The 20,504-nt window shown below is 65.8% G+C and carries 19 protein-coding genes and 1 pseudogene; 12 read left to right on the top strand and 8 right to left on the bottom strand.

The features are described from left to right. Window positions 1-44: 44 nt before the first annotated feature. The gene (locus L1F06_RS11050; protein ID WP_129482634.1) at window positions 45-932 is read left to right on the top strand and encodes a DUF72 domain-containing protein; all 888 of its coding nucleotides are present in this window, start codon (window positions 45-47) and stop codon (window positions 930-932) included. A gap of 18 nt (window positions 933-950) precedes the next feature. On the opposite strand, the gene L1F06_RS11045 is transcribed toward L1F06_RS11050, so the two are convergent. The 3 genes and pseudogenes from L1F06_RS11045 to gorA all read right to left on the bottom strand — a co-directional run bounded on the left by L1F06_RS11045 (window position 951) and on the right by gorA (window position 3,202). Beyond that, window positions 951-1,328 (bottom strand): VOC family protein, encoded by a 378-nt coding sequence (locus L1F06_RS11045; RefSeq protein ID WP_003244961.1) that lies wholly within the window; start codon window positions 1,326-1,328, stop codon window positions 951-953. A 106-nt stretch (window positions 1,329-1,434) separates the two neighbouring features. Continuing rightward, window positions 1,435-1,770 (bottom strand): annotated as a pseudogene (locus tag L1F06_RS11040) (trimeric intracellular cation channel family protein); the annotation flags it as partial. Between the two features lie 73 nt (window positions 1,771-1,843). Continuing rightward, the gene (gene gorA / locus L1F06_RS11035) at window positions 1,844-3,202 is read right to left on the bottom strand and encodes a glutathione-disulfide reductase (RefSeq protein ID WP_129482633.1); all 1,359 of its coding nucleotides are present in this window, start codon (window positions 3,200-3,202) and stop codon (window positions 1,844-1,846) included. 73 nt (window positions 3,203-3,275) lie between these two features. Between gorA and L1F06_RS11030 the strand changes: the two genes are divergently transcribed. After that, the gene (locus L1F06_RS11030) at window positions 3,276-3,698 is read left to right on the top strand and encodes a VOC family protein (protein ID WP_129482632.1); all 423 of its coding nucleotides are present in this window, start codon (window positions 3,276-3,278) and stop codon (window positions 3,696-3,698) included. Between the two features lie 84 nt (window positions 3,699-3,782). Here the strand turns inward: L1F06_RS11030 and galU are convergent, their stop codons facing one another. Together galU and L1F06_RS11020 are read right to left on the bottom strand one after the other, a co-directional pair. Further along, entirely contained in the window at window positions 3,783-4,622 is an 840-nt protein-coding gene (gene galU, locus L1F06_RS11025; protein ID WP_003244954.1) for a UTP--glucose-1-phosphate uridylyltransferase GalU, read from the bottom strand. A 43-nt stretch (window positions 4,623-4,665) separates the two neighbouring features. Continuing rightward, a complete protein-coding gene (locus L1F06_RS11020; protein WP_129482631.1) occupies window positions 4,666-6,027 on the bottom strand; it encodes a UDP-glucose dehydrogenase family protein in 1,362 nt (453 codons plus the stop codon). Between the two features lie 290 nt (window positions 6,028-6,317). Here L1F06_RS11020 and L1F06_RS11015 point away from each other — a divergent pair, with 290 nt between their 5' ends. Continuing rightward, on the top strand, window positions 6,318-8,114 hold the full coding sequence (locus L1F06_RS11015) for a thiamine pyrophosphate-requiring protein (protein WP_129482630.1): 1,797 nt from the start codon (window positions 6,318-6,320) through the stop codon (window positions 8,112-8,114). Between the two features lie 2 nt (window positions 8,115-8,116). On the opposite strand, the gene L1F06_RS11010 is transcribed toward L1F06_RS11015, so the two are convergent. Continuing rightward, window positions 8,117-9,349, bottom strand: a complete 1,233-nt coding sequence (locus L1F06_RS11010; RefSeq protein ID WP_003244934.1) for a cation:proton antiporter domain-containing protein — start codon at window positions 9,347-9,349, stop codon at window positions 8,117-8,119. A 266-nt stretch (window positions 9,350-9,615) separates the two neighbouring features. Here L1F06_RS11010 and L1F06_RS11005 point away from each other — a divergent pair, with 266 nt between their 5' ends. Next, on the top strand, window positions 9,616-10,593 hold the full coding sequence (locus L1F06_RS11005) for an SDR family oxidoreductase (protein ID WP_012018690.1): 978 nt from the start codon (window positions 9,616-9,618) through the stop codon (window positions 10,591-10,593). A gap of 93 nt (window positions 10,594-10,686) precedes the next feature. Here L1F06_RS11005 and L1F06_RS11000 read toward each other — a convergent pair whose 3' ends face one another. Continuing rightward, on the bottom strand, window positions 10,687-11,016 hold the full coding sequence (locus L1F06_RS11000; protein ID WP_129482629.1) for a four-helix bundle copper-binding protein: 330 nt from the start codon (window positions 11,014-11,016) through the stop codon (window positions 10,687-10,689). Between the two features lie 293 nt (window positions 11,017-11,309). Between L1F06_RS11000 and L1F06_RS10995 the strand changes: the two genes are divergently transcribed. The 8 genes from L1F06_RS10995 (at window position 11,310) to L1F06_RS10960 (ending at window position 19,288) form a co-directional block, all read left to right on the top strand. Further along, window positions 11,310-11,486 carry a con-10 family general stress protein gene (locus tag L1F06_RS10995; protein WP_003244929.1) on the top strand — a complete coding sequence of 59 codons (177 nt, stop codon included), beginning with the start codon at window positions 11,310-11,312 and terminating at the stop codon, window positions 11,484-11,486. Between the two features lie 146 nt (window positions 11,487-11,632). Next, window positions 11,633-12,616: an SDR family oxidoreductase gene (locus L1F06_RS10990; protein WP_096826524.1), complete on the top strand. Its 984-nt coding sequence runs from the start codon at window positions 11,633-11,635 to the stop codon at window positions 12,614-12,616. A 242-nt stretch (window positions 12,617-12,858) separates the two neighbouring features. Then, the gene (locus L1F06_RS10985) at window positions 12,859-14,097 is read left to right on the top strand and encodes an SfnB family sulfur acquisition oxidoreductase (RefSeq protein ID WP_129482628.1); all 1,239 of its coding nucleotides are present in this window, start codon (window positions 12,859-12,861) and stop codon (window positions 14,095-14,097) included. Window positions 14,098-14,100: 3 nt separating this feature from the next. Then, window positions 14,101-15,300, top strand: coding sequence for an SfnB family sulfur acquisition oxidoreductase (locus tag L1F06_RS10980; RefSeq protein WP_129482627.1), 1,200 nt, complete (start codon window positions 14,101-14,103; stop codon window positions 15,298-15,300). Continuing rightward, complete coding sequence (locus L1F06_RS10975; RefSeq protein ID WP_129482626.1) at window positions 15,300-16,703, top strand: LLM class flavin-dependent oxidoreductase; 1,404 nt, start codon at window positions 15,300-15,302, stop codon at window positions 16,701-16,703. The genes L1F06_RS10980 and L1F06_RS10975 overlap by 1 nt, the downstream gene beginning before the upstream one ends. Before the next feature lie 51 nt (window positions 16,704-16,754). Next, complete coding sequence (locus L1F06_RS10970; protein ID WP_435301318.1) at window positions 16,755-17,552, top strand: MetQ/NlpA family ABC transporter substrate-binding protein; 798 nt, start codon at window positions 16,755-16,757, stop codon at window positions 17,550-17,552. Window position 17,553: 1 nt separating this feature from the next. Then, the gene (locus L1F06_RS10965) at window positions 17,554-18,651 is read left to right on the top strand and encodes a methionine ABC transporter ATP-binding protein (RefSeq protein ID WP_129482624.1); all 1,098 of its coding nucleotides are present in this window, start codon (window positions 17,554-17,556) and stop codon (window positions 18,649-18,651) included. Beyond that, entirely contained in the window at window positions 18,635-19,288 is a 654-nt protein-coding gene (locus L1F06_RS10960; protein ID WP_003244916.1) for a methionine ABC transporter permease, read from the top strand. The genes L1F06_RS10965 and L1F06_RS10960 overlap by 17 nt, the downstream gene beginning before the upstream one ends. A 218-nt stretch (window positions 19,289-19,506) precedes the next feature. On the opposite strand, the gene L1F06_RS10955 is transcribed toward L1F06_RS10960, so the two are convergent. Beyond that, window positions 19,507-20,475, bottom strand: coding sequence for an LLM class oxidoreductase (locus L1F06_RS10955; protein WP_129482623.1), 969 nt, complete (start codon window positions 20,473-20,475; stop codon window positions 19,507-19,509). Window positions 20,476-20,504 lie beyond the last annotated feature (29 nt).

Genomic DNA, 20,504 nt, shown 5'->3' with positions numbered 1-20,504 from the left:
GGAAATAGAGTCGACACCTGTGCGACGCAAGCAGGAGGGTTTGCATGAGCGATGTGCGCATCGGCATTTCCGGGTGGCGCTATGCGCCCTGGCGCGGCGACTTCTATCCCAAGGGCCTGGTCCAGCGTCGCGAGCTGGAATTCGCCTCGCGCGAGGTCAACAGCATCGAGATCAACGGCTCGTTCTATGGCCTGCAGAGCCCGCAGCGCTATGCCGGCTGGTACGCCGAGACGCCGGAGGATTTCGTCTTCAGCGTCAAGGCGCCGCGCTTCATCACCCATGTGCGCCGGCTCGACGACATCGAACAGCCGCTGGCCAACTTCTTCGCCTCCGGCCCGCTGTCGCTGAAGGAGAAACTCGGGCCGATACTCTGGCAGTTCCCGCCCAGCTTTCGCTTCGACGAAAAGCAGTTCGGCGACTTCCTCGCGCAGCTGCCCGGCGATACCGATCAGGGGCGACAGCTCGCCCGCCATGCCGACGCCCGTCTGCATGTCACCGGTTATCTGGATGCCCTGCCGGACCGAGCGCTGCGCCACGCGGTAGAGATTCGCAACGACAGCTTCCGCTGCCAGGCCTTCGTCGACCTGCTGCGCCGATACAACGTGGCGCTGGTGGTCGCCGATACCGCCGGCAAGTGGCCCTACCTCGAGGACGTCACCGCCGATTTTCTCTACCTGCGCCTGCACGGCGACGCCCAGCTCTACGTCAGCGGCTATTCGGACGAGGCGCTGCGGCGCTGGCAGGCACGCATCGAGGCCTGGACGGCCGGAGACCAGCCAGACGACGCGCAGCTGATCGACAGCCGCCATCGCCCGCCGCGCAAGCCGCGCGACCTGTACTGCTACTTCGACAACGACGTGAAGGTCCGCGCGCCCTACGATGCACGGCAATTGCGGCAAAACCTGGAACAGAACCGCGCTGGCAAGACGTGAGCAAGGCCTTGGCGCGCGCTACGGGTAGCGGCTGACCTCGATCAGGTTGCCGTCCGGGTCGCGGAAGTACACCGACTCGATCGGCCCGATGGCGCCGGTGCGCGCCACCGGCCCCTCCTCCACCTCCACGCCCTGCTCGGCCAGATGCGCAAGCACCCGGGACATCGGCCAGTCGGTGATCAGGCACAGGTCGATGGCGCCCGGCGTCGGTCTGGCGGCCTTGGGCTCGAACTCGCGGCCGGCCTGGTGCAGGTTGAACTTCTGCCGGCCGAACACCAAGGCGCTGCGCCCGGCACCGAAACGCTCGTGGCGCATGCCCAGCACCCGTTCGTAGAAGGCCACGGTGGCCTCGATATCGGCCACGGTCAGCACCAGATGGTCCAGTCGCTCGATCATCTTCAATGTCTGTCCAGCAGGTGAAAGCGCGGCAATCCCAGATGCCAGTGGCATAGATTTCCTTCTGGAAGATCAGCGGGATCTCGTTGCACAGCACGTCGCGAATCACCCCGCCGACCACGCCGGTCATCACGCCCATGATCACCGCGGTGCTGATCGGCGTGTCGTGCTGCAGCGCCAGTTCGGTGCCGTAGACGGTGAACACGGCCAGACCGAAGGCGTCGGCGATCAGCAGCCCCTTCTCGTGAATCGGCCGGGTCATGCGCACCCAGACCACCGTGCCCAGCGCTGCCAGCGAGGCCACCAGGATGTAGGTGTCGTCACGAATCCAGCTGACCGGGTGGTTGTCCAGGATCAGGTCGCGCAGGGTACCGCCACCGAGGGCGGTGACGATGGCCATGACCAGCACGCCGAACAGGTCCATGGATTTGCGCCCGGCCATCAGCGCGCCAGTGATGGCGAACACCGCCACGCCGAACAGGTCGGCAACATAGAACAGCTTTTCCATGCGTCTCTCAGCGGCTGACCGGCGTACGCAGGGTGACGAACTCTTCGGCGGCGCTCGGGTGCACGCCGATGGTTTCGTCGAACACCTGCTTGGTGGCACCGGCCTTGAGCGCGATGGCCAGGCCCTGGATGATCTCGCCCGCCTCCGGGCCGACCATGTGGCAGCCCAGCACGCGATCGCTGTCGGCATCGACCACCAGCTTCATCAGGGTGCGCTCCTGGCATTCGGTGAGGGTCTGCTTCATCGGGCGGAAGCGACTCTCGAAGATCTTCACCTTGTGCCCGTCTTCGATGGCCTGTTCTTCGCTCAGGCCCACGGTGCCGATATTCGGCAGGCTGAACACGGCAGTGGGGATCATCCGGTAGTCCAGCGGCCGGTACTCCTCCGGCTTGAACAGGCGGCGCGCCACGGCCATGCCTTCGGCGAGGGCCACCGGGGTCAGTTGCACGCGGCCGATCACATCGCCGAGGGCGAGAATCGATGGCGTGGAGGTCTGGAACAGCTCGTCCACCTCGATGTAGCCGCGCTTGTCCAGCTTGACCTCGACGTTCTCCAGGCCGAGGTTGTCCAGCATCGGCCGCCGTCCGGTGGCGTAGAACACGCAGTCGGCTTCCAGCACGCGGCCGTCCTTGAGCGTGGCAGCCAGGCTGCCATCGGCGCGTTTTTCGATGCGGGCGATGTCGGCGTTGAACTGCAGGTCCAGGCCCTTCTTGCTCAGCTCGTCGCGCAGGTGCTCGCGCACCGCGCCATCGAAACCACGCAGGAACAGCTCGCCGCGATACAAGAGCGAGGTCTGTGCGCCCAGGCCGTGGAAGATCGAGGCGAACTCCACCGCGATATAGCCGCCGCCCACCACCAGCACGCGCTTGGGCAGTTGCTCGAGGAAGAACGCCTCGTTGGAACTGATGGCATGCTCGCGACCGGGGATGTCGGGAATCTGCGGCCAGCCACCGGTGGCGATCAGGATGCGTTCGGCGCTGTGACGCTGGCCGTTCACTTCCACCGTGTGGGCATCGACAATCCGAGCATGCCCTTCGAACAGAGTCACGCCGCTGTTGGTCAACAGATTGCGGTAGATGCCGTTGAGGCGCTGGATTTCGCGGTTCTTGTTGGCGATCAGCGTCGGCCAGTCGAAGCTGGCCTCGCCCAGCGACCAGCCAAAGCCGGCGGCCTGCTCGAAGTCTTCGGAGAAATGCGCGCCGTACACCAGCAGCTTTTTCGGCACGCAGCCAACGTTGACGCAGGTACCGCCCAGGTAGCGGCTTTCGGCAACCGCCACGCGCGCGCCATAACCGGCGGCGAAACGCGCCGCACGCACACCGCCGGAACCGGCGCCGATAACGAACAGGTCGAAGTCGTAACTCATCTGCGGCCTCCTTGAACAGGCCGCCAGCATACCCGAAAGCCAGCGGCTAAGCTGACACCAGGAGGATAGCCTCATGCGCCCGACCCTGACTCACCTGGCGCTGCACGTACCCGATCTGGATGCCTGCATCGCCTTCTACCAGCGCTACTGCGGCATGCAGGTGATCCACCAGCGCCCCGGCAAGGGCACGCGCATCGTCTGGATGTCCGAGCCCGGCAAGGAGCACCAGTTCATCTTCGTCATCATGCCCGGCGGCCAGGACCGGCACCTAGCGAGCGACGACTACAGCCACTTCGGCTTCGCCCTGGCCAGTCGCGAGGAAGTCGATCATGTCGCGGCCATGGCCGCGCAAGACGGTTGCCTGATCTGGCCACCGCGCGACGAACCCTACCCGGTCGGCTACTACTGCGGCCTGCGCGATCCTGCCGGCAACTACTTGGAATTCAGCTTCGGCCAGCCGCTGGGGCCGGGTTCGGAACAGATGCCGATTCCCTGAAATGCAAGACGCCACCGGCAGGTGGCGTCTTGCAGCGCTAGCTGCGCACCGCTCAGACAGCCGTGCGCAGCGGGTGGCGAAGGCTCAATAGGCCTTGCCGGTCTTGTACAGGTTCTCGAAGCAGAAATTGGTGGCGTCGATGTAGCCCTCGGCGCTGCCGCAGTCGAAACGCTGCCCCTTGAACTTGTACGCCATCACGCAGCCCTGCTGGGCCTGGCGCATCAGCGCGTCGGTGATCTGGATCTCGCCGCCCTTGCCCGGCGGGGTATCGCGGATCAGGTCGAAGATGTCCGGGGTGAGGATGTAGCGGCCGATGATCGCCAGGTTCGAGGGAGCATCCTCCGGCTTGGGCTTCTCCACCATATGGCTGACGCGGTAGATGTCGTCGCGGATCATCTCGCCGGCGATCACGCCGTACTTGGAGGTTTCCTCGCGCGGCACTTCCTGGATCGCCACGATGGAGCAGCGGAACTGGTTGTACAGCTTGACCATCTGCGCCAGCACGCTATCGCCTTGCAGGTTCAGGCACAGGTCGTCCGCCAGCACCACGGCGAAAGGCTCGTCGCCGATCAGCGGCTGGCCGCAGAGAATGGCATGGCCCAGGCCCTTCATCTCCACCTGACGGGTGTAGGCGAAGGAGCACTCGTCGATCAGACGACGGATGCCGACCAGGTACTTCTCCTTGTCGGTGCCCTTGATCTGGTGTTCGAGCTCGTAGCTCACGTCGAAATGGTCTTCCAGGGCACGCTTGCCGCGGCCGGTGACGATGGCGATCTCGTTCAGCCCCGCTTCCAGGGCTTCCTCGACGCCGTACTGGATCAGCGGCTTGTTCACCACCGGCAACATTTCCTTGGGCATGGCCTTGGTAGCCGGCAGGAAGCGGGTGCCGTAACCGGCAGCGGGAAACAGGCATTTCTTGATCATGGGGTTCCCTGATGGGGGTAGTGGAAAAAACGCGCTCAGTCTATCAAGCCGCGCTGGCCTTACAACTGCCCACAGCGGGCCGGCCGATGCCACGATAGAGAAAACCCAGCTCGACCAGCTGATCGGCGTCATAGATATTGCGCCCGTCGAACACCACGGGCATGCGCATCGCCCCACGGATGCGCGCGAAGTCGGGCTGGCGGAACTGCTTCCACTCGGTGACCAGCACCAACGCATCGGCGCCCTGGCAGACCGCATACGGCGATTCGCTGAGTACCAGCTGCCCGCTCTCGATCGCCTGGCCATAGCGCGCGGCGACTCCGGCATTGGCCGCCGGATCGCAGGCCTGCACCTTGGCGCCGGCATTGAGCAGGGCCTCGAGCAACACCAGGCTGGGCGCTTCGCGCAGATCGTCGGTGCCGGGCTTGAAGGCCAGCCCCCAGAGCGCGACCACGCGGCCATGCAGGTGGCCGTTGAAATGCTCGCGCAGGGCCTGGAACAGCAGCGTCTTCTGCAGCGCATTGCGCGCCTCGACCGCGCGCAGGATGCCCGGCTCGATGCCCTCGTGCTCGGCGGTGCGAATCAGGGCCTTTACGTCCTTGGGAAAGCACGAGCCACCATAGCCACAGCCGGCGTAGATGAAGTGCGTGCCGATGCGTCGGTCGCTGCCGATGCCACGGCGGACTTCCTCGATATCCACACCCAGCCGCGCACAGATACCCGCCATCTCGTTGATGAAGGAGATCTTGGTGGCGAGGAAGGCGTTGGCCGCGTACTTGCTGAACTCGGCAGCACGCACGCCCATGCACAGCAGGCGGTCGTGGTTGCGTAGAAAAGGCGCGTAAAGCCTCCGCAGCAGCTCGCGCCCACGCTCGTCGTCGCAACCGACGATCACCCGATCGGGGCGCATGAAGTCCTCCACGGCCGAACCTTCCTTGAGAAACTCCGGGTTGCTCGCCACGGTGACCCGCCCGCGTACGTCTCGTCGCGCCAGGCCGGCATTGATGCGCTGCGCCACGCGCTCGGCGGTGCCGACCGGGACGGTGGATTTGTCCACCACCAGGCAGCTGCGCTCCAGCCGCTCGCCCAGCTCGTCGGCGACCGCCAGCACATGGGACAGATCGGCCGAACCATCCTCGCCGCTGGGCGTACCCACGGCGATGAAGATGATCTCGGCGCGGCGAATGCCGCTCTTGAGCTGGGCGCTGAAGCTGAGCTGCCCGCTGGCCAGCTGCGCCCGCAGCATGCTTTCCAGCCCCGGCTCGTAGATCGGCACCTCGCCCTGGGCAAGACGCGCGACGCGCTGCGGGTCGCGCTCGACGCAAACCACCTGATTGCCCATTTCGGCAAAGCAGGTCGCCGTCACCAAACCCACGTATCCAGCCCCGATCACGCATATCTGCATCGCTGCATCCTCCTGGCGGTTGCAGCGATTGCAACGAAGCGCGGTGGCAGTCATGTGAAGGAGTTGCGAAGGAATGATGACAGCCGGCGTCGCGACCAGCCTGGCGCCGCATCGCTCGCCGCCTGCGCCTTCGCTGCATGACCACAGGTCAATCAGTAGAAACTTCCCAGCGCCTCCTCACGTCCACCCTATTCCAGCGGTCATGCAGGGCGGGCGGCGTAAATCGTCGCCTCCGACGCTCAGGCGTCCGCCCTGTCTGGCCCCCAGTCTGATCGTAACGGAGGGTTCCCATGGCCATGACAGTCGGAGATTTCATCGTCGAGCGGCTCTATCAGTGGGGCGTACGGCGCATCTACGGCTATCCCGGAGATGGCATCAACGGCGTGTTCGGCGCGCTCAACCGGGCGGACGGCAAGATCAGGTTCATCCAGGCGCGCCACGAGGAAATGGCCGCCTTCATGGCCGCGGCCGATGCCAAGTTCTCCGGCCAGCTGGGAGTCTGCATCGCCACCTCCGGGCCGGGAGCCACCCACCTGCTGACCGGCCTGTACGACGCGCGCATGGACCATATGCCGGTGCTCGCCATCACCGGCCAGCAGGCGCGCACCGCGCTCGGTGGGCATTACCAGCAGGAGCTGGATCTGGTGTCGGTGTTCAAGGACGTCGCCGGCGCCTTCGTCCAGCAGGCCAGCGCGCCGGCGCAGGTACGCCACCTGGTCGACCGGGCGATCCGCACCGCCATCGGCGAGCGACGGGTGACCGCGATCATCCTGCCCAACGACCTGCAGGAAGCCGAATACACGGAGCCGCCGCACAAGCACGGCACCGTGCATAGCGGCATCGGCTACAGCCGGCCAAGGGTGGTGCCCTATGAAGCGGATCTGCAACGCGCCGCCGAGGTGCTCAATAGCGGCAAGAAGGTCGCCATGCTGGTCGGCGCCGGGGCGCTGAATGCCGGCGATGAGGTGTTCGAGGTGGCGCAGAAGCTTGGCGCCGGGGTGGCCAAGGCGCTGCTGGGCAAGGCCGTGCTGCCCGACGACCTGCCCTGGGTCACCGGCTCCATCGGCCTGCTGGGCACGGTGCCGAGCTACAAGATGATGGAGGAATGCGACACCCTGCTGATGATCGGCTCGGGTTTCCCCTACTCCGAGTTTTTACCTCAGGAGGGCAAGGCCCGCGGCGTGCAGATCGACATCCAGCCGGACATGCTCAGCCTGCGCTATCCGATGGAGGTCAACCTGGTCGGCGATGCCGCCGAAACCCTGCGCGCCCTGCTGCCGCTGCTGGAGGACAAGCAGGAGCGCAGCTGGCGCGCCACCATCGAGGACTGGCGCAGCGACTGGGACCGAACCCTGGAAAAGCGCGCCATGGTCTCGGCCAAGCCGATCAATCCGCAGCGGGTGGTCTACGAGCTGTCACCGCGCCTGCCGGAGCGCGCCATCGTCACCTGCGACTCCGGCTCCTGCGCCAACTGGTATGCCCGCGATCTGAAGATCCGTCGCGGCATGAGCTGCTCGCTTTCCGGCGGCCTGGCCTCGATGGGCGCGGCGGTGCCCTATGCCATCGCCGCCAAGTTCGCCCATCCGGATCGCCCGGTGGTCGGCCTGGTGGGTGACGGCGCCATGCAGATGAGCAATCTGGCCGAGCTGATCACCGTGGCCAAGTACTGGCGCGAATGGGCAAACCCGCAGTGGGTGCTGGCGGTGTTCAACAATCAGGACCTCAACCAGGTCACCTGGGAGCAACGGGTAATGGAGGGCGACCCGAAGTTCGAGGCCTCTCAGGACATTCCCGATGTGCCCTACCACGCCTTCGCCAACTCCATCGGCCTGACCGGCGTATTGATCGAGCGCGAGGAGGATGTCGGTCCTGCCTGGGAGCAGGCGCTGGCCGCCGAGCGTCCGGTGCTGCTGGAATTTCGCACCGACCCGGACGTGCCGCCGTTGCCGCCGCACATCAGCCTGGAGCAGGCCAAGCAGTTCGCCTCCACCCTGCTGCAGGGCGACCCCGACCAGCGCGGCATCCTCGCGCAGACCGCCAAGCAGCTGTTCGGCGCGCTGCTGCCAGGCAAGCGCAAGGACAACTGACCCTACTCGCGGCTGGCGCGTCGGCAGTATCCATACAGGCGGGTAAAGGGCGTCGCGGTCAGGCCGTGAGCCACCACCGAGGCGCAGATCAGCAGGCTGCCGAGTTGCCAGACCAGCGGCTCGCCGCTGCGTTCGCTGGCCAGCGAGGCGTACAGCAGCGCGGCGATGCCGATGGGGCCGAACCAGCCGGCGAACAGCAGGTCGCGCCGCCGCTGCAGCGCCGGTAGCAGCGGCCGCAGCACCAACAGGGCCGGCAGCCGGCGCAGCAGCAATACGGCCAGCACCAGCGCCACGGCCGGCCAGCCCAGGGCCAGCCATTCGGCCCAGGGCAGCACGACGCCGAGCAGCATGAAGATCGGCAGGGTGAAGAACTGGTCCATCGCCGCCTGCACCCGCTCCTCCTCCGCGCGCTCCTTGCCGCCGACCATCTGGTCGAAGGCCAGTCCGGCGACGAACACCGCGAGAACCCCGTCGGTATGCAGCAACTCAGCTCCGGCCAGTGCCAGCAGCGACAACGCCACCGTGTAGCTCATGAACGAGGGCTGTTCGATGAAGCGCATGCGTTCGGCCAGGCGCAGCAGCCGGCCGGCGAGCAAACCGAGCAGCAGGCCGAACAGTACGGCACCGCCGATCTCCCACAGCACCACCGTCACCAGCCACTGCCGGCCAGCCTCGAGCGGCGAAAGGCCAAGCAACAGCAGCGGCAGCATCACCAGCGGCAAGGCCAGCCCGTCGTTCAGCCCCGACTCGGCAGAGATCAGATGACGAAGAGGTTCATCCAGATCGCGCTCGGCGATCTCGCCCGTCACCACCGAGGTGGCCACGATGGGGTCGGTGGGACAGACCACGGCGCCGATCAGCAGTGCCAGCAGCGGCGAAAGATCGAACAGCCAGTACAGCGGCAGCGCTGCGCTTAGGCACATCAACGGCAGAGCCAGGCCCACCAGCACCGCCAGCGAGCGCCAGTGCTGCGGTATGTAGCCGGCCGGCAGGCGCAGCGCCACGCTCATCAGACCTATCGCCAAACTCAATTGGGCCGCCTTCTCCAGCAGCAGCTGCGTGCGGCCCCAACCATCCGGTTGCAACAGGCCGAGCATTTGCGGACCAAGCAGTACCCCACCCAGCAGGGCAAGAAAGGGAGCTGCCAGGCCATAGCGCTTCAGCGGGCGCGACAGCAGCCCCAGCAGCAGAACGATGGCCGTCGCGGCCATGAGCCCCAGGTAGAGCTGTTGCATGGATGCCTCCCTTTTCGGCGCACGCGGCACGGCAGCGTGGCGCCGCCCTGCTCCGCGGATGTTTCGCAGCAAAGCCCGGGCGTACCTGGCCGGCTGGCCGAGTGCCCTGTCTCAGCCTTGGAGGCCCGCCTGGAGCGATGAGTTGCATCGTCGTTCGGCTCACGCAGTGGCCGCGCCTGGACATCGGGTCCACTGCCCGGGTACTTGGGGTTGAACCCCGGCTCGCCGAACGCCTCTACTTCTCGAGTATTTGCGAGGCTAAGCGAATGAACAAAGTCGACCATCGCGTCGTGGTGATCTGCGGCGCCAGCGCAGGCGTGGGGCGCGCCACTGCCCATGCTTTCGCCGCCGCCGGTTATGCCATCGGTCTGCTCGCCCGTAGCGACGAGGGCCTGGCGCTGACCGAAGAGGAGCTGCAGGCCTATGGCGTGCCCACCCTGGCGGTCAGTGTGGATGTGGCCGATGCGCAGGCGCTCACCCTGGCCGGGCAACGTTTCGAAGCCGAACTCGGCCCCGTCGATGTCTGGATCAATTCGGCGATGGTGACGGTGTTCGCTGCGGTGGAGCAGCTGATGCCGGACGAAATCAGGCGAGTCACGGAGGTGACCTATCTGGGCACGGTGCATGGCACGCTGGCGGCGCTCGCGCTGATGCGGCCACGCAATCGCGGCGTGATCATCCAGGTCGGCTCGGCGCTCGCCTACCGCGCGATTCCCCTGCAATCAGCCTACTGCGGGGCGAAGTTTGCGATACGGGGCTTTACCGACTCGCTGCGCTGCGAACTGATCCACCAGGGCAGCAGCATCAAGCTCTGCATGGTTCAGCTACCAGCGATCAACACGCCGCAATTCGACTGGGCCCGCAACAAGCTGGGCAAGCGGGTGCAGCCCGTGCCTCCGATACATGACCCTGAGGTCGCCGCACGGGCGATTCTCAGCGTCGCCAGCGCGCCGCCGAGAGAGCTCTGGGTCGGCACGCCCACCTTCAAGGCGATCATCGGCACCCTGCTGTTTCCGGGCCTGCTCGATCGGCTCATGGCACGTGCCGCGTGGTCCGGGCAGATGGTGGACGATACCCAGGCAGAGCCCGAAGCCGGAAACCTGTTCGAACCCGTGAACGGTCTGCACGAGGTACGTGGGCGCTTTACCCGCAACGCGCGAAAGCACGCCTGGACATTGAGCGCCAGCCGGGTGGTCGCGGTGCTGGGCATCTGCGCGGTCCTGCTGGCCTTGCTGCTGATCTGAGCGGCACCCTCGCCTGACGAGTCGCTGACCAGCGATCCCGGCGATTGCCACGGAGCGCGGCGACCGACGGCCGCAGCGCTCATGTGCGAGGCGTCAGGCGGCCATCTGGCTGCACTGTTCGGCGCAGTGCATGCAAGCCTTGGCACACTGCTGGCAATGCTCGGCCTCGTGCTTGCCACACTCCTCCCCACACTGCCTGCAGATGTACGCGCAGACCTTGCAGAGCGCGCCTGCCGAGTCACTGCCGCTGGACATCAGCGACGCGGCGAGCCGGCAGATTTCCGAGCATTCGCGGTCCAGGCGTATGCAGCGCGCCATCATCTGCACCTCTGATTCGCCCAGGCAGGCGCCGAAACAATGGTCGCAGGCCACCGCACAGTCCAGGCAGGCCTTGATGCAGGATTCGAAACGAGCGTTATGCATGATCGTTCTCCAGTGAAGAATTGACCGGTAGCTCTCGCGTAGCACGAGCGCTGACGCGAGGCGATGTCTGCAGTGGACTCGGCGTGATCGGCTCGGGTTCAGGCGCTTTTCCAGGCGTGCGCGAAGCCAGCCGGCGCGGTGAGCCCGGGCTCCGATACGCTTGCCAAGGGTCCGCCCAGCCGTTCGTCAGCCGCAGCAATCGGCGGCAGAGAAATAGTGTGAACGCCCAGCGCGGCTTGTTTCTCCATTGAGTAACAGGGGCAATCTCGCCTCTGCGCATCGGGAGATTCCAGATGACCAATAGCAACAGCAACAACCCAGGCAACTTTGCAAATGATCGTGAGAAGGCCTCCGAGGCCGGCAAGAAAGGCGGCAAGGCCAGCGGCGGCAACTTCGCCAATGACCGGGAAAAAGCCTCCGAGGCGGGACGCAAGGGTGGCCAAAACAGCCACGGTGGCGGCCGTCAATAGGCAGCCTCAGGGAGGCCCGCTCAGGGCCTCCTTTTTATTTTCGTCATACCTGAATATCAGCCGCCGGGCTACGCAACGCGAGCCGTGCCGATAGAGCGCAAGCCATGGCGGCAGGCAGCGCTTTACCAACGATTGCGGAGGGCCCGATGGCTACAGCTCAACTGAACGACTCGCTCGTGGTGATCACCGGTGCATCGAGCGGCATTGGCCGTTGCGCCGCCCATGAATTCGCCCGCCACGGGGCACGCCTGGTGCTCGCCGCTCGCGATGCCCAAGCGCTTGCCGCCGTGGTCAGGGAGTGCGAGCAGCTTGGCGCGCAGGCGCTGGCAGTGCCCACGGACGTCACTCGCAACCAGGCCATGGAGCACCTGGCCAAGCAGGCGGCAGACTTCGGCGCCGGGCGTATCGATGTCTGGGTGAACAACGCCGGCGTCGGCGCCGTTGGCCGCTTCGAGGACACGCCGCTGGCTGCTCACGAACAGGTCGTGCAGACCGACCTGCTCGGTTACCTGCGCGGCGCCTACGTCGTGCTGCCGTATTTCAAAGCGCAGAAATCGGGCGTATTGATCAACACCCTGTCGCTCGGCAGCTGGGTCGCCCAACCCTACGCCGCGGCCTATTCCGCGGCCAAGTACGGCCTGCGCGGATTGACGGAAGCGCTGCGTGGCGAACTCACGCCCTGGCCGAACATTCACGTCTGCGATCTCTACCCAGCCGTGATGGATACCCCCGGCTTTCGCGATGGCGGCAACTTCACCGGCCGGGCACTGACCCCGCCACCGCCGCGCTACGATCCGCGCCTGGTCGCCGAAGCCATGATCGAAGTCGTGCTCAAGCCCAGAGCCAGCAAAACGGTGGGCAGCACGGCCACCCTGCTGCGGCTCGCCCATTTCCTGGTGCCTGGCTTCACCCAGCTTTCCGGCCTGATCGTCGGACGAGCCCTGAAGCGGGGACAGCGCGCCCGACCTTCCAGCGGCAACCTCTTCCATCCGCCGTCTGGGGAAAGACGCATCGACGGCGGCTGGCGCGAACCGGCCGGCGACAGTCAGATGCCCAGGCTGATGACCGCAACGGCGGTGGTCCTGTTGCTCGGCTGGGGCCTGCTGCACTTGCGCAACGAGTCGCGGTAATCGTCGCAACAGGCGCAGGCCGGATTGCAAGCAGCGATAAGACCGGGACGGACCGGCTTGCAGCGTGCCTGGAAAGGGTCGATCCAACTTCCAGGCACATGCATATTCCTAAAGCATATTTAACAGATATTTTTAAATCTTCTAGGGTATAAAAACCGGACCACCGGAGCCTCGATTTTCCCGCCGCTCCGTTGCGCCCTCATCTCGGTGCCGCTGCGGCACATCCACAAGATGAGGTTTGCATGACCAGTCCGATTACCCTTGAGGACAGCGACCAGGACGTCGCCCCTTCGCTGTTCCCCGCCGCCATTCTCAGCACTGACGCCGAAGCCCTGCAGGCTGCACATGCCCTGGCAGAAGCGGCGCAGCTGGAAGTCATCCAGCGCGACCGCGAGCGCCGCCTGCCCTGGGAACTGGTGGAACGCTTCACCGCCAGCGGCCTCGGCAGCATCGCCGTGCCGCGCGCCTTCGGTGGCCCGCAGCTGTCCCATGTGACCATCGCCGAGGTGTTTCGCATCATCTCCGCGGTCGACCCGGCCCTGGGGCAGATACCGCAGAACCAGTTCGGCCTGCTCGGCGTCCTGCAGGCGGCCGCCAGCCAGGAACAACAGCAGCGCCTGTTCGCCAGCGTGCTGGCCGGCTGGCGCATCGGCAACGGCGGCCCCGAACGGGGCAGCAAGCACACCCTGGACATCCAGGCACGCCTGGTGCAGCGCGGCGGCCGCTGGCTGTTCAGCGGCGAGAAGTTCTATTCCACCGGTGCCCTCTTCGCCCACTGGATCGCCAGCAAGGCGCTGGACGATCAGGGCCGACCGTGGCTGGCCTTTATCCAGCGCGGGCGTGCCGGGCTGCGTATCGTCAACGACTGGTCCGGCTTCGGCCAGCGCACCACCGCCAGCGGCACCGTGTTGCTGAATGACGTGGAGGTGGACGAGAACAACCTGATCCCGCTCTGGCCGCTGGCCGACAAGCCGAGCATCCAGGGCGCCTTCTCCCAGTTGATCCAGGCCGCCATCGATCTGGGCATCGCCGACGGCGCACTGCGCGACACCCTGAATTTCGTGCGGCACAAGGCTCGCCCCTGGATCGATGCCAAGGTCGAGCGTGCCGGCGATGATCCCTACGTGATCGCCGATGTCGGCCGCCTGCAGATCGAACTGCACGCTGCCGAAGCGCTGCTACACAAGGCCGCTCGCGTGCTCGATGAGGTCGCAGCAAGCGCCATCGATGCCGATGCTGCCGCCCGCGCCTCCATCGCGGTGGCCGAAGCCAAGGCGCTGACCACCGAAATCTCCCTGACCGCCAGCGAGAAGCTGCTGGAACTGGCCGGCAGCCGCGCCACCCTGGCCGAGTTCGGCCTCGACCGCCACTGGCGCAACGCGCGCACCCACACCCTGCACGACCCGGTGCGCTGGAAGTACCACGCCGTCGGCGCCTGGCACCTCAACCAACGTCACCCCGCCCGCCATTCCTGGATCTGAGCCATGAACGCACCTTTGACTTCCACGGTGGCGCTGATTCGCAGCGACGCCGAAGCCCTCGATGTAGCCCAGTCCCTGGCCGAGGTGCTGGCCCCCGGCAGTGCCGAACGCGACCGCGAACGGCGCGTGCCGCACGCTGAACTGGAACTGTTCAGCCACTCCGGCCTCTGGGCCATCAGCGTGCCCAAGGCCTTTGGCGGCGCGGGCGTTTCCAGCGTCACCCTGGCCAAGGTCATCGCCCGCATTGCCCAGGCCGATGCCTCGCTCGGGCAGATTCCGCAGAACCACTTCTATGCCCTGGAAGTGCTGCGCATCAACGGCAGCGAAGCGCAGCAACGTCGCCTCTACGGCGAAGTTCTGGCCGGTAAGCGCTTCGGCAACGCCCTGGCCGAACTCGGCACCAAAACCGCGCTGGATCGCAACACCCGGCTGAGCCGCGATGGCGAGCACTACCGCGTCAACGGGCGCAAGTTCTACGCCACCGGCGCGCTGTATGCGCAGCGCATTCCCACCCTGGCGGTGGACGAGCACGGCAATGGCCAACTGGCCTTCATCCCGCGCCAGGCGCCCGGCCTGCAGGTGATCGACGACTGGAGCGGCTTCGGCCAGCGCACCACCGGCAGCGGCTCGGTGCTGCTGGACAACGTGCCGGTGGCCGCCGAGGACGTGGTGCCGTTCCAGAGCGCCTTCGACCGCCCGACCACCGTCGGCCCCTTCGCCCAGCTGCTGCATGCGACCATCGACACCGGCATCGCCCGCGCCGCCTACGAAGATCTGTTGCAGTTCGTCCGCCACAAGTCGCGCCCCTGGATCGACGCCGGCATCGACAAGGCCAGCGATGACCCGCTGACCCAGCAGGAAATCGGCCGTCTGGTGATCCGCCTGCATGCAGCCGAAGCCCTGTTGGAGCGCGCTGGCGAGTTCGTCGACCGTGCCCAGGCCGCGCCGGACGAACAGAGCGTGGCCGCCGCCTCGATCGCCGTGGCCGAAGCCCGCGCCATCAGCACCGAGGTCTCGCTGCTGATTGCCAGCAAGCTGCTGGAGCTGTCCGGCAGCCGCGCCACCCTGGCCGAATACGGCCTCGACCGGCACTGGCGCAACGCACGCACCCACACGCTGCACGACCCGGTGCGCTGGAAGTACCACGCCATCGGCGACTACGCGCTCAACGAGCGCCTGCCGCCACGCCGGGGGACCATCTGATGGCCAGGGAAATCCTCCTCAACGCCTTCAACATGAACTGCATCGGACATATCCATCACGGGCTGTGGACGCACCCGCGCGACCGCTCGACGGATTTCAACCAGTTGAGCTACTGGACGGAACTGGCGCAGTTGCTCGAGCGCGGGCTGTTCGACGGGCTGTTCATCGCCGATATCCTCGGCGTCTACGACGTCTACCAGAACGGCATCGACCTGCCGCTGCAGGAGGCCATCCAGTTGCCGGTCAACGACCCGTTGCTGCTGGTTTCGGCCATGGCCGGCGTGACCCGCCATCTGGGTTTCGGCGTGACCGCCAACCTCAGCTACGAGGCGCCCTACACCTTCGCCCGGCGCCTTTCGACCCTTGATCACCTCACTCAAGGGCGCGTGGGCTGGAATATCGTCACCGGCTATCTGGACAGCGCGGCCAAGGCCATGGGCCGCCCGCAGCAGGTCGAGCATGACCGCCGCTATGACCAGGCCGACGAGTACCTGCAGGTGCTCTACAAACTGCTCGAAGGCAGCTGGCAGGACGATGCCGTGCTGGCCGACCGCGAGCAGCGCGTCTACGCCCAGCCGGGCAAGGTGCACAAGGTGCGTCACCAGGGCGAGTTCTATCAGGTCGAGGGCTATCACCTCAGCCAGCCGTCGCCGCAGCGCACGCCGCTGTTGTTCCAGGCCGGCTCGTCGCCACGCGGCCTGCGTTTTGCCGGCGAGCATGCCGAGTGCGTGTTCATCGGTGGCAACGACCACGCGGCGGTGCGCACTCAGGTCGACAAGGTACGCGCCAGCGCCGTGGCGGCCGGCCGCACGGCCGAGGCGATCAAGGTGTTCATGGGCATCGCCGTGATCGTCGCGCCGAGCGAGGCCGAGGCCCGCGACAAGCACGCCGAGTATCTGCGCCATGCCAGCCCGGAAGCCGGTATCGCGCATTTCTCCAGCTCCACCGGCATCGACCTGGACGCCTTCGGCCTGGACGAGCCGATCCAGCCGCGCAAGACCAACGCCATCGAGTCGGTGGTCAAGACTTTCAGCGGCTGGACCAAGCGGCGTCTGCTCGAGCAGCACGCCCTTGGCGGTCGCTACCCGCTGGTGGTCGGCTCACCCGAGCAAGTGGCCGAACAACTGATCGCCTGGATCGACGCCACCGGCCTGGACGGCTTCAACCTGACGCGCATCGTCACCCCGGAAAGCTACACCGATTTCATCGACCTGGTCGTGCCCGAGCTGCAACGCCGCGGCCGCTACAAGACCGCCTACGCAGACGGCGCCCTGCGCCACAAGCTGTTCGGCCAGGGCCCGCGCCTGCCGGCCGATCACCCCGGTGCGGCGTTTCGCCAACACATCGAAACCTTTCACAGCCCCCGTAGGAGCCAGCTTGCTGGCGATCAATCACACCGCTGAAACCTGGGATCGCCGGCAAGCCGGCACCTACACCGACACCACAAGGACGCCATCATGCTCAAGACCCTGAAAACCCTGACCCTCGGCACTCTGCTTGCCGCCAGCAGCCTGGCGCTGGCCGAACCGGCCCTGAAACTCGGCACCACCGCCGCCTTCGCCCCGCCGCTGGAAGTGGCCGTGGCCGAGGCGAAGAAACAGGGCCTGGAGGTGGAGCTGGTCGAGTTCACCGACTGGATCGCGCCCAACGTCAGCCTGGCCAACGGCGATATCGATGTGAATTACTTCCAGCACATCCCCTTCCTTGATAACGCCAGGAAGGAAGGCGGCTATGACCTGGTGCCGGTGGCGCGCGGCGTGCTCAACAACGTCGGCCTGTACTCGAAGCAGTACAAAGACTTCGCCAGCCTGCCCGAGGGCGCCAAGGTGGCCATCGCCAACGACCCGATCAATGGCGGACGCGGCCTGCAACTGCTGCGCAAGGCCGGGCTGATCGAGCTGAAACCGGACGTCGGTTACAAGGCCACCCTCGAGGACATCACCGCCAACCCGAAGAACATCCGCATCATCGAACTGGAGGCCGTGCAACTGGTACGCGCCTATGAGGAAGTCGATGTGGTCCAGGGCTATCCAGCCTACATCCGCCTGGCCAACACCTTCGATCCGGCCTCCGCGCTGTTGTTCGACGGACTGGACAACCCCGAGTACATCATCCAGTTCGTCACTCAGCCGGCCAAGGCCAAGGACGCCCGCCTGCTCAAGTTCATCGACATCTACCAGCACTCGCCGGCCGTGCGCGCCGCCCTGGACAAGGCTCACGGCAAGCTCTACCAGCCGGGTTGGGAGAGCTGAGATGAGCGGCTTCGATCCTCATCTGCAGCAGGCTGCACAGGCCAGCCAGCACCTCGACGCGCACCTGCGCTTCGACACCCTGGGCAAGACCTACGAGGGCGCCCACGGTCCGGTGCAGGCGCTGCGCGACATCGACCTGGCAATCGCCCGTGGCGAAGTGTTCGGCATCATCGGCCGCAGCGGCGCAGGCAAGTCCTCGCTGCTGCGTACCATCAATCGCCTGGAGCAGCCCAGCAGCGGCCGGGTGCTGATCGACGGCATCGACATCGCCCTGTACGACGAGGAGCAGTTGGTCGCCCTGCGCCGGCGCATCGGCATGATCTTCCAGCACTTCAACCTGATGTCGGCCAAGAGCGTGTGGCAGAACGTCGAGTTGCCGCTGAAGGTGGCCGGCGTGCCGCGCGAGGCGCGCCAGCGCAAGGTGCGCGAACTGCTCGAACTGGTGGGTCTGGAAAACAAGCACGCGGCCTATCCGGCGCAGCTTTCCGGCGGGCAGAAACAGCGCGTGGGCATCGCCCGCGCCCTGGTGCACGATCCGCAGATATTGCTGTGCGACGAGGCCACCAGCGCGCTGGACCCGGAGACCACCCAGTCGATCCTCGGCCTGCTGCGCGAGATCAACCAGCGCCTGAACCTTACCGTGGTGCTGATCACCCACGAGATGGCGGTGATCCGCGAGATCTGCGACCGCGTGGTGGTGCTGGAGCATGGCGAAGTGGTCGAGCAGGGGCCGGTGTGGCGGGTATTCGGTTCCCCCCGCCACGAGGTGACGCGCACTCTCCTCGCGCCGCTGCAGCATGCCCTGCCGGCGCGTCTGCAAGAGCGTCTGCACAGCGAGCGCGAAAGTCCTGAGGACGATCTGATCCTGCGCCTGCACTTCATCGGCAGCGGCCTGGAGCCTGACCTGCCGGCCATCGGTGCGGCACTGGGCGGCCGCGTCACGCTGCTCGACGCCAGCCTGGAACAGATCCAGGGCCACGCAGTGGGGCATCTGATCCTCGCCGTCGGCCAGTCGCCGTTCGACCACCCCACCCTGCTCGACAACCTACGGCCACTGGCCGATCACCTGGAGGTACTGGGTTATGTCACTACTGCTTGATCGCCTCTGGCAAGGCCTGCTCGATACCCTGCTGATGGTCGGCGTGTCGTCGCTGCTGGCGCTGCTGGCCGGCATTCCGCTGGCGGTGTTCCTGGTCACCAGCAGCAAGGGCGGCATCTTCGAGGCGCCGCGGCTGAACCAGGTGCTGGGCGCCATCGTCAACCTGTTCCGCTCGATTCCCTTTCTGATCCTGATGGTGGCGCTGATTCCCTTCACCCGTTTGATCGTCGGCACCACCTACGGCGTCTGGGCGGCCGTGGTGCCGCTGACCATCGCCGCCACGCCGTTCTTCGCCCGTATCGCCGAGGTCAGCCTGCGCGAAGTCGATCATGGCCTGATCGAAGCGGCGCAGGCCATGGGCTGCCGGCGCTGGCACATCGTCTGGCACGTGCTGCTGCCCGAGGCCCTGCCGGGCATCGTCGGCGGCTTCACCATCACCCTGGTGACCATGATCAATTCCTCGGCCATGGCCGGCGCCATCGGTGCCGGCGGTCTTGGCGACCTGGCCTACCGCTACGGTTACCAGCGCTTCGACAGCCAGGTGATGCTCACGGTGATCGTCGCCCTGGTGGTTCTGGTCAGCCTGATCCAGTTCAGCGGCGATCGCCTGGCCAAGCGCCTCAATCACCGCACCTGATCTCGACCCACGCAATGCATGCATCGGAGAGACGATGGGCCTGCAAACTTCCTTCTGCGGCACGCGCAGCAGCGCGATGAGAGCCGGGGCTGCCTTGGGTGGTCGTCGAGCTTGCGCTGCTCGGCTCGTTCAAGCCCAGCGCCGGCGTGGCGGCTAGGTGGCCCGTCTCACGTACGAAGCAGTGAGCGTGGGTCGTAGCTGTCCAGCACCCTGCTGCCTCATGTCGACAGGACGAAGTTGGCTAGCACGAACTGACCGAGCTCCTCGATAACCTCGCCCGCGGGGCGCTGGCCGTATTTCAGATTGACGATCACGTGGTTAACCCCGATTTCCTGCAAGCTTTCCAGCAACGAGATCAGGTGATATCGCCCTAGTTGATAGCCCAGGTGGATCGGGCGAGGTGGTGTCTGCGGGCTATCCGTCAGGTCGATGTATAGCGACTGGGTGAAGGGTTTGAACAGCTCACCGCATTCGGCACGAACCGCAGCGCGCCAGTCCTCGACAATCAGCGCCTGCGTCTTCGGGGCGCGCGGATAACTGATCCAGCCATGACTGTAGCGGGCGATCCATTCCAGGGTCTGGCGGCTATGGCCGGTGACAAAGAACGGAATTTCCGCCGTGGTCGGCTTGGGAATCAGATCCGCGCCCTCAAGCGTCCCGCCGGACCAGGTCAAAGGCACGAAACTGCTGCGCTGAACCTCGCGAAATACTGCGAGGTATTCGCGGAACAGGCTGTCGCGTTGCTCCGGGTCGACACCGAATGCGGGAAACTCCACCGGCCGGTCACCGGAAGCCACACCGAGTAACAGGCGGCCACCGCTGAGCTGATCGACACTGGTTGCGGCCTTGGCGGTATGCAGGGGATTGCGGATTGGCAGAATGATCGAGGCGGTACCCAGGGCAATCGAGTGTGTATGTGCCGCCATAAAACCCAGGTAGACCCAAAGATCGAAGACCTGACCCGAATCGCCAAAACTGGGGTCACGTAACGGCACGTCGCGAAACCAGAGAGCAGAGAAACCCAGCTTGTCGGCACGTTGGGCCAGGCTCGCCTGGTCGAGCATGCTCGGCGTATCACCGGCAAAGGCTTCGAGAGGGAAGAAAAGACCCAGGGTCAGGCGGCCTTGGCGGTAAGTGCGCTGAAAGCCAGGTTGTTGCTGATAGGGAATGGAATTCGGAGTGAACATGCGCCCTCCTACCTATTTCAAAAGATGTT

Origin of the sequence: Pseudomonas hydrolytica (genome assembly GCF_021495345.1) — a bacterium.
Classification (GTDB): domain Bacteria; phylum Pseudomonadota; class Gammaproteobacteria; order Pseudomonadales; family Pseudomonadaceae; genus Aquipseudomonas; species Aquipseudomonas hydrolytica.
This window is presented reverse-complemented; position numbering and strand designations above follow the sequence as displayed.

Excerpts from the sequence above, each read along its gene's own strand:
- L1F06_RS11050 (WP_129482634.1), top strand. The coding sequence starts at position 45 with ATGAGCGATGTGCGCATCGGCATTTCCGGGTGGCGCTATGCGCCCTGG.
- L1F06_RS11045 (WP_003244961.1), bottom strand. The coding sequence starts at position 1,328 with ATGATCGAGCGACTGGACCATCTGGTGCTGACCGTGGCCGATATCGAG.
- gorA (WP_129482633.1), bottom strand. The coding sequence starts at position 3,202 with ATGAGTTACGACTTCGACCTGTTCGTTATCGGCGCCGGTTCCGGCGGT.
- L1F06_RS11030 (WP_129482632.1), top strand. The coding sequence starts at position 3,276 with ATGCGCCCGACCCTGACTCACCTGGCGCTGCACGTACCCGATCTGGAT.
- galU (WP_003244954.1), bottom strand. The coding sequence starts at position 4,622 with ATGATCAAGAAATGCCTGTTTCCCGCTGCCGGTTACGGCACCCGCTTC.
- L1F06_RS11020 (WP_129482631.1), bottom strand. The coding sequence starts at position 6,027 with ATGCAGATATGCGTGATCGGGGCTGGATACGTGGGTTTGGTGACGGCG.
- L1F06_RS11015 (WP_129482630.1), top strand. The coding sequence starts at position 6,318 with ATGGCCATGACAGTCGGAGATTTCATCGTCGAGCGGCTCTATCAGTGG.
- L1F06_RS11010 (WP_003244934.1), bottom strand. The coding sequence starts at position 9,349 with ATGCAACAGCTCTACCTGGGGCTCATGGCCGCGACGGCCATCGTTCTG.
- L1F06_RS11005 (WP_012018690.1), top strand. The coding sequence starts at position 9,616 with ATGAACAAAGTCGACCATCGCGTCGTGGTGATCTGCGGCGCCAGCGCA.
- L1F06_RS11000 (WP_129482629.1), bottom strand. The coding sequence starts at position 11,016 with ATGCATAACGCTCGTTTCGAATCCTGCATCAAGGCCTGCCTGGACTGT.
- L1F06_RS10995 (WP_003244929.1), top strand. The coding sequence starts at position 11,310 with ATGACCAATAGCAACAGCAACAACCCAGGCAACTTTGCAAATGATCGT.
- L1F06_RS10990 (WP_096826524.1), top strand. The coding sequence starts at position 11,633 with ATGGCTACAGCTCAACTGAACGACTCGCTCGTGGTGATCACCGGTGCA.
- L1F06_RS10985 (WP_129482628.1), top strand. The coding sequence starts at position 12,859 with ATGACCAGTCCGATTACCCTTGAGGACAGCGACCAGGACGTCGCCCCT.
- L1F06_RS10980 (WP_129482627.1), top strand. The coding sequence starts at position 14,101 with ATGAACGCACCTTTGACTTCCACGGTGGCGCTGATTCGCAGCGACGCC.
- L1F06_RS10975 (WP_129482626.1), top strand. The coding sequence starts at position 15,300 with ATGGCCAGGGAAATCCTCCTCAACGCCTTCAACATGAACTGCATCGGA.
- L1F06_RS10965 (WP_129482624.1), top strand. The coding sequence starts at position 17,554 with ATGAGCGGCTTCGATCCTCATCTGCAGCAGGCTGCACAGGCCAGCCAG.
- L1F06_RS10960 (WP_003244916.1), top strand. The coding sequence starts at position 18,635 with ATGTCACTACTGCTTGATCGCCTCTGGCAAGGCCTGCTCGATACCCTG.
- L1F06_RS10955 (WP_129482623.1), bottom strand. The coding sequence starts at position 20,475 with ATGTTCACTCCGAATTCCATTCCCTATCAGCAACAACCTGGCTTTCAG.